Origin of the sequence: Kineococcus siccus (assembly GCF_009906795.1) — a bacterium.
Lineage (GTDB): Bacteria > Actinomycetota > Actinomycetes > Actinomycetales > Kineococcaceae > Kineococcus > Kineococcus siccus.
This window is the reverse complement of the sequence record NZ_JAAALN010000207.1, coordinates 1-7,312: the sequence shown is the minus strand read 5'-3', so window position 1 is coordinate 7,312 and position 7,312 is coordinate 1. Positions and strand designations below refer to the sequence as shown.

Annotated in this window: 6 protein-coding genes; 5 read left to right on the top strand and 1 reads right to left on the bottom strand. The window is 75.4% G+C overall.

Annotation, left to right across the window (positions count from 1 at the left end):
* From GTR02_RS17940 to GTR02_RS24660, 5 genes are all read left to right on the top strand, one after another.
* The coding region (locus GTR02_RS17940; protein ID WP_166608852.1) for an NTP transferase domain-containing protein at positions 1-341 on the top strand (341 nt) is incomplete at its 5' end.
* A gap of 89 nt (positions 342-430) precedes the next feature.
* The gene (locus GTR02_RS17935) at positions 431-1,813 is read left to right on the top strand and encodes a nucleobase:cation symporter-2 family protein (RefSeq protein WP_166608851.1); all 1,383 of its coding nucleotides are present in this window, start codon (positions 431-433) and stop codon (positions 1,811-1,813) included.
* Positions 1,814-1,892: 79 nt separating this feature from the next.
* Positions 1,893-2,831, top strand: coding sequence for a M43 family zinc metalloprotease (locus tag GTR02_RS24665; protein WP_205709548.1), 939 nt, complete (start codon positions 1,893-1,895; stop codon positions 2,829-2,831).
* Positions 2,828-3,220 (top strand): hypothetical protein, encoded by a 393-nt coding sequence (locus GTR02_RS17925; RefSeq protein WP_166608850.1) that lies wholly within the window; start codon positions 2,828-2,830, stop codon positions 3,218-3,220. The genes GTR02_RS24665 and GTR02_RS17925 overlap by 4 nt, the downstream gene beginning before the upstream one ends.
* 81 nt (positions 3,221-3,301) lie before the next feature.
* Positions 3,302-5,569, top strand: a complete 2,268-nt coding sequence (locus GTR02_RS24660) for an EAL domain-containing protein (RefSeq protein WP_166608849.1) — start codon at positions 3,302-3,304, stop codon at positions 5,567-5,569.
* A gap of 74 nt (positions 5,570-5,643) precedes the next feature.
* Here the strand turns inward: GTR02_RS24660 and GTR02_RS17915 are convergent.
* Positions 5,644-7,312 (bottom strand): CBM35 domain-containing protein (locus GTR02_RS17915; RefSeq protein ID WP_205709547.1); only part of this gene is annotated, 1,669 nt, incomplete at its 5' end.

Here is a 7,312-nt window from a genome sequence, read left to right as displayed (position 1 = left end):
GGGCGGCGCTCGCGCACGCCGCGGCGAGCGGCGCGGACGTGCTCGTGCTCGTGCCGGTCGACCTCCCGGGCCTCACGCCCGCCGACGTCGCCGCGGTGCTGGCGGCCGCGGTGGACGACCCGGCCGCCGCAGCCGTGCGGGCCACCGACCGCGGGCGGGGCGGCCACCCGGTCCTGCTCGGACGGGGGCACTGGACGGCGGCGCACGCGGCGGTCCGGGGCGACACGGGCCTGCGGGAGTTCCTCGCGGGCCTCGAGGTCCGCGCGGTGCCGCGCGCGGGAGCCACGGCCGACGCCGACTCCCCCGGCCAGCTCCCGGCCGGGACGCGCCCGCCCGCGTAACGCAGTCTTCACACGGCGGGGGCCCCGCGACCCTGCCGGGAGCGGGGACGAGGTGCGAGCGTGGGGGGACCCACCCCGAGGAGGCCGCGATGTCCGCTCCCGCGCTCGAGGTCCGCGGGCGGCACCCCGTGGACCAGGTGCCCCCGCTGCACCGCCTGGCGCCGCTGGGCCTGCAGCACGTGCTGGCCATGTACGCCGGGGCGGTGGCGGTCCCGCTCATCGTCGGCGGCGCCATGATCTCCGCGGGCGAGATGGCCCCGGACGACCTGGCCCACCTCGTCGTCGCCGACCTCTTCGTCGCAGGCATCGCGACGATCCTGCAGTCGGTCGGGTTCTGGCGCTTCGGCGTGCGGCTGCCCCTCATGCAGGGCTGCACGTTCGCGGCGGTCGGCCCGATGATCACCATCGGGACGAACCACGGGATCACGGCGATCTACGGGTCGGTCATCGCCTGCGGCGTCTTCATCATGCTGCTGGCCCCGGTGTTCTCCACGCTGCTGCGGTTCTTCCCGCCGCTGGTCACGGGCACGGTCATCCTGCTCATCGGCCTGTCGCTCATGAGCGTGGCCGCGGGCTGGGCCGGCGGGGGCGCCGCGAGCCCGGAGTTCGGGGCGCCCTCGAACCTGCTGCTCGCGCTGTTCACCCTCGTCGCGATCCTCGTGCTCGAACGCCTCGCGCCACCCGCGGTCTCGCGCGTCTCGATCCTGCTCGGCATCGCCGCGGGCACCGCCGCCGCGGCGGTCGCGGGGAAGGTCGACCTCTCGGGCGTCGCGGCGCAGGACTGGTTCGGCGTCTCGACGCCGTTCGCGTTCGGCGCCCCCACGTTCGAGGTCGGGTCCGTGGTGGCCATGTGCGTCGTCGGGCTGGTCATCATGACGGAGACGACGGGCGACATCCTCGCCGTCGGGCAGATCGTCGACCGGCCCGTGACCCGCCGGGCGATCGCCGACGGGATGCGCGCCGACGGGCTGTCCACGGTCCTCGGCGGGGTGTTCAACACGTTCCCCTACACGGCCTTCGCGCAGAACGTCGGCCTGGTCAGCATGTCCGGGGTCCGGTCGCGCTACGTCGCCACGTTCGCGGGCGGCGTCCTCATCGTCCTGGGCCTGCTGCCGAAGCTGGGCGCCGTCGTCGCGGCCGTCCCCGTGGCCGTGCTCGGCGGCGCCGGCGTGGCCCTGTTCGGCATGGTCGCCGCGAGCGGCATCCGCACGCTCGCGTCGTGCCGGCTCGACTCGCGCGCCCTGCTGGTCGTGGCCACCGCGATCGGCGTCGGGCTGCTCCCGACCGTCAGCCCGGACCTGTACGCCCAGACGCCCGGCTGGTTCCGGACGATCTTCGACTCGGGGATCTCCGCGGGCGCCCTCACCGCCGTCGTCCTGCACCGGTTCCTGTGCACGTCGCGGCACACGCCCGACGAGCACGCTGCCGCCGCGGCCGAGGCCGCCGGCGTGGCGGCGCCGTCGGCGCGCTGACGGGGCTGGTGCCGCCGGCCCGCAGCGGGCAGGCTCGGCGGGAGCCGGAGGTGGGGACCCGCGACGAGGGGGACGGACCGTGAGCGTGGCGACGACGGGTGGGGACGCGACCGCGGCGGACGAGCCGCCGCGCCGGTGCGGGACGACCGACGTGCACGTGCGGCTGCTCGAGCAGGACCCGGGGTACCGAGGGGCCCGGGCGGCCCTCGCGCAGGCGCGCAGCGCGGTGACGGCCCGGGCCGCGGAGGAGGTCGTGCGGATCCCCGTCGTGGTGCACGTCGTCTCGGCCTCGCCCGAGGACGTCACGGACGAGCAGGTCGCGAGCCAGCTCGCCGTGCTGAACGCCGACTTCCGCGCCGCCAACGCGGACGTCTCGAGCGTCCCGGACGTCTTCGCGCCCCTCGTGGCCGACGCGCGCGTCGAGTTCGTCCTGGCGTCCACCGCCCCGGACGGCACGCCCTCCTCGGGCACCACCCGCACGACGACCGACGTCGCCGCGTTCTCCACCGACGACGCCGTGAAGTCCGCCGCGACGGGTGGCGCGGACCCCTGGCCGCCCGCGGAGCACCTGAACCTGTGGGTGTGCCCGCTGGGGGGCGGCCTGCTCGGGTACGCCCAGTTCCCCGGCGGGCCGGCGGCCACGGACGGCGTCGTCGTGAACCTCACGGCGTTCGGCACCACCGGCACCGCGAGCGCGCCGTTCGATCTGGGCCGCACCGCGACCCACGAGGTCGGTCACTACCTCGACCTGTTCCACCTCTGGGGCGAGCTCCAGGCCAGCTGCGAGGACACCGACGAGGTCGACGACACCCCGAACCAGCGCGGCCCCCACCGCGGGCGGCCGGAGTTCCCCCAGGTCAGCTGCGACAACGGCCCGGCGGGGGACCTGTTCATGGACTACATGGACTACGTCGACGACGCCGCGATGGTGATGTTCACGGCCGGGCAGGTGACCCGCATGCGGGCCGCGCTGGCGGGCGTGCGCGCACCGCTCGCCGCGGCCGGGAGCAGGTCGTGACGGACGGCGGGGGCAGCGGCCCCGGCGACCTGCTTCACCGGTCCTGGGGGCACTCCTTCGAGGAGGACCACGACGACGTCACCGTCTACCGGCCCACCGGCTGGGCCTTCCCGCGGGCCCGGGGCCGCGGCGGTCTGGAGTTCCGGCCCGACGGGACGTTCCTCGCCGTCGACGCCGGGCCGGGGGACGCCGCACGGCCGGCGGCGGGGCGCTGGGAGCCGGCGGCGGGCAGCGTGGAGGCGGCGGCGGACCGCGTGCTCGTCCGCGGCGCGGCCGGCGAGCGGAGCCTGCAGATCGTGCACCTGTCCGCCGACCGCCTCGAGGTCGTGCCGGTTGCGCCGACTCCTCGCTCGGACGAGCACGCTCCGCCACCCTGTGATGGGGTGTGACTCCACGAGGCGTTCACACCGGAGCGCGGCCAGCGCGCGGCTCACCCGAGCCGTGACCCGATCAGCCGCCCGGAGGACGCCGTGACCCGCATCGAGGACGTCCTCGCCTCCGACGGCGTGCGCAGCGTCTTCCAGCCGATCGTCGACCTGGCGAGCGGTGCGGTGGTCGCGTACGAAGCGCTGGCCCGCGGCCCCGAGGGCCCGCTGCAGAGCCCGGACGCGCTGTTCGCGGCGGCCCGGGGGGCGGGGCTGCTGGGCGAGCTGGACCAGCTCTGCCGGGCGGCGGCGTTCCGCGGCGCCCTGGCCGAGGACCTCCTCGCCCCGCTGACCGTCTTCGTCAACGTCGAGCCGGAGGTGCTGGACACCGCGCCGGTGGACGAGCTGCTCGCCCTCGTGGACAGCGCGGCGGGGTCGTTGCGGATCGTCCTGGAGATCACCGAGCGGGCCCTGTCCGCCCGCCCCGCGGAGCTGCTGCGCACCGTGCAGCGCGTCCGGGCCCTCGGCTGGGGCATCGCCCTGGACGACGTGGGCGCCGACGCGACGTCCCTGGCGTTCATGCCGCTGCTGCGCCCCGAGGTCGTCAAGCTGGACCTCCGTCTCGTGCAGGACCGCCCGTCCCCCGTCGTCGCCGAGATCATGAACGCGGTCAACGACTACGCCGAGCGCACCGGCGCGCTCCTGCTCGCCGAGGGCATCGAGACGCAGCGGCACCTCACGACGGCCCGCGGGCTCGGCGCCACGCTCGGGCAGGGCTGGCTGTTCGGCCGGCCGGCGGCGGGCGCCGTCCCCGCGGGACCGACGGGCGAGCTGCACTTCCCGCCCCCGGCGCCGCAGCTGGACGACGCGGCCCCGCCCTCGCCGTTCGCCTGCCTGCCCCCCGGCACCGAGCTGCGGCGGGCCCCCAAGCGGCTGCTCGTGCAGCTCAGCCGGCAGCTGGAGCGGCAGGCCGTGCAGCTGGGCCGGACGTGCGTCGTCGCCGCGACCTTCCAGGAGTCCAAGCACTTCACGCCCGGCACGATCGAGCGGTACCGCGAGCTCGCCGAGGCCACCGGCTTCGTGTGCGCGCTGGGCAACGACATGGCCCTGCAGCCCCTGCCGGGGGTCCGCGGGGCCGTGCTGGACGAGGACGACCCGATCCGCGCGGAGTGGGACGTCGTCGTGGTCAGCCCGCACTTCGGCGCCGCGCTGCTGGCCCGCGACCTCGGCGACGACGGTCCGGAGATGGACCGCACGTTCGAGTACGCCCTCACCTACCGGCGCGAGACGGTCCTCGCCGCGGCGCAGTGCCTCGTGCTGCGCGTCGTCCCGGACGAGCCGTCGAGCCTCGACGAGGCGGCCGGGGCCGCACCGGCGACGGCCGGCCCCGCCCGGCTCGGACCGGCCCCGACCACGGGCGACCCCCTGCTGCACCGCGCCGTGCGGGCCGCGGCCAGCGGGATCACCATCAGCGACGTGCGTCGCGAGGGCCACCCGATCGTCTTCGCCAACCAGGCGTTCGCCGAGCTCGCGGGCACCCCCGTCGAGCAGCTCCTCGGCCGCAGCGCGCGGCACCTGGACGGCGAGGGCACGGACCGCGCGGCCGTCGAGCGCCTGCGCGCGGCGGTCGCCGACGGCCGCCCGGGCCACGAGATCCTGCTGCAGCACCGCGGACCGCAGCGGGAGCCGTTCTGGTGCGAGGTGCGGGCCTCCCCCGTCGTCGACGACGACGGCCGCGTGGTGCAGTGCGTCGCGGTGTACACCGAGGCGGAGCGCGGGACCGCGCCGTCGGGGCCGCGGGAACGGGTTCCCCACCGCGCCGCGCTGACGCGCATCGAGGAGCTCTCGCGCACCGATCCCCTGACGGGGCTGCTGAACCACCACCGCTTCAGCGAGCTCGCCGAGCGGGAGCTGGCCGCCGCCACGGGGAGCGGCACGGCCCTGCTGTCGCTCGGGATCGACGGGTTCCGCGCGGTGGACGACGAGCTCGGCCACGCGGCGGGCGACCTGCTCCTGGTCTCGGCCTCGCGGCGGTTGCTGTCCCGGTTGCGGCGCAGCGACCTGGCCGCGCGGCTGGGCGGCGACGAGTTCCTCGTCGCCCTCGTCGACCTCGACCGCGCCGGTGCGCGGGGGGAAGCGCTGCGCGTCGCGGACGACCTCGGCGCCGCCCTGTCCGCCCCGTACCGCATCGGCGGGCGGGCCGTCCGCGTCTCCGTGAGCATCGGGGTCAGCAGCCGCCCCGGCGACGACGGCGACCTCCGGCGGCTGCTCACGCTCGCCGCGTCCCGCATGCTCGAGCGCAAGCAGGGACCCGGCGGCGCGCCCGCGCCGGCGGCCCGGCCCCGCGTGGACGAGGTCCTCCCCCGGCACTGACGGCGCCGGGCCCGGACGCACCGCAGGCGCCCACCCCGGCGGGGGTGGGCGCCTGCGGCACGCGCGTGCCGACCTCAGAACACCTGGACCTGGTCGAGCTCGGCGAACCCGGTGGCCTTCGTGAACGAGAGGGTGTTGTTCCCCGCGGCGAGGTTCACCCGGGCCTGCGCCCAGCCGAACCGGCCCCAGTTCGCGGTGGCCGGGTAGGTCACCGTGGCGGCCGCGCCCCCGTTGACCCGCAGCGCGTGCGTGCTCGTCGCCCCGGACCCGTTGTCGTAGCGCACGTTCACCGTGTACGTGCCCGCGGTGGCGACGTTGACCGTGAAGGTGACGGCGCTGGTGGCGTTGTTGATGTCGCCGACCTTGGCCCCGCCTGCGGCCGCCGGGTCGACGACCACCCGGGTGTCGCCGGTGCGCGCGGCGCTCTCGGCCTCGTACTGGCGGGCACCGATCGGCACCGACCCGACGCGGACGTCGTTGTAGGTGGTGGACCGGTTCTCCACGTTGGTGGACTGGTACAGCGTCCGGCCGTCCACGCTGGTGTCGAAACCCTGGGCGAACCCGCTGAAGGTGCCGCCCTCGGTGTCGGTCGAGTCGTAGGTGACCGCGTAGGGAAGCCGCTGCCAGGGGCCGGACCCAAGGTTGTAGTTGACGAAGAAGTTCTGGCCTCGGTCGATGGCGCCGCCGGCGGTCAGGGACCACTTGGAGGACACGATCACCATGCCGTTCGGGCCACCGGTCGGGACGTAGCGCACCTCGGGCGAGGACCCGATGCCGAGTCCGTCCGCGAGGCGGATCGGGGTGCCGATGCTCTCCGCCGGGGACCAGTTCAGCCCGTCGGGGGAGATCTTGAAGTAGACGGGCGCGGTGTTCAGCGACTGGCTGGGCCGGTTCACCACCTCGAAGGTGGCGATGTAGCGGCCGTCCGACATCCGGGTGACGGTGATCATCCCGGGTCGGTCGCTGCGGTTGGTCGGGGCGGAGACGTTCACGAGCCCACCCCAGGTGAGCCCGCCGTCGGTGGAGCGGCGGTAGGAGATCGCCTGCAGCACACCGCGGGACTTCTGCCGCTCGTCGGAGTAGTACACGACCAGCCCGCCGAGGCCGTCCACGGCCATCGAGGGTTCCCACACGGTCGTGGTGGTCGAGGAGGGGCTGGGGTCGTAGATCGCGGCGCCGCCCGTGTCGACGGTGCTGACCAGGCTCCAGGTCAGCCCCTTGTCCAGGCTCTTGTACATGACCAGTCGACTGCTGGACCGGTCCTGCGGCATGATCATCCCGGACAGCAGGATCGTCCCCGCCGGCATGCTCCCCAGCTGCACCGGCGTCTCGTAGAGCGACGGCTGGGCGGTGCGCGTGAGCCCCGGGAACTGCGCGCTGGGACGGACGGCCGCGATGCGCGACCAGGTCGTGCCGTTGTCGGTGCTGCGGTGGATCGGGTAGACCTGCACGCCGTTCTCCAGCACGAGCTGGTCGAACGTGACGAGCTGGGTGCCGTTGGCGGAGCCGGAGTTCTTCAGCACGATCATCTTGGCGTACGTCGTGCCCGCGGCGCGGCCGCCCTCGGGGTTGAACGAGCTGCCCGCGGCCGGGGAGTAGACCAGAGCGCCGTTGCCGGTCGTGACGGCCGCGGCGGGCTGCGCGGAGAAGCCCTGCAGCACGAGCAGGACGAGCGCCGACGCGAACGCCGTGAGCACGAGCGCCGAGCGGTGCGCGACGCTGCGGGGTTCGACGCTGCGGGGT

Bases quoted from the DNA above. Each gene is read 5' to 3' on its own strand.
- GTR02_RS17935 (WP_166608851.1), top strand. From the start codon at position 431: ATGTCCGCTCCCGCGCTCGAGGTCCGCGGGCGGCACCCCGTGGACCAG.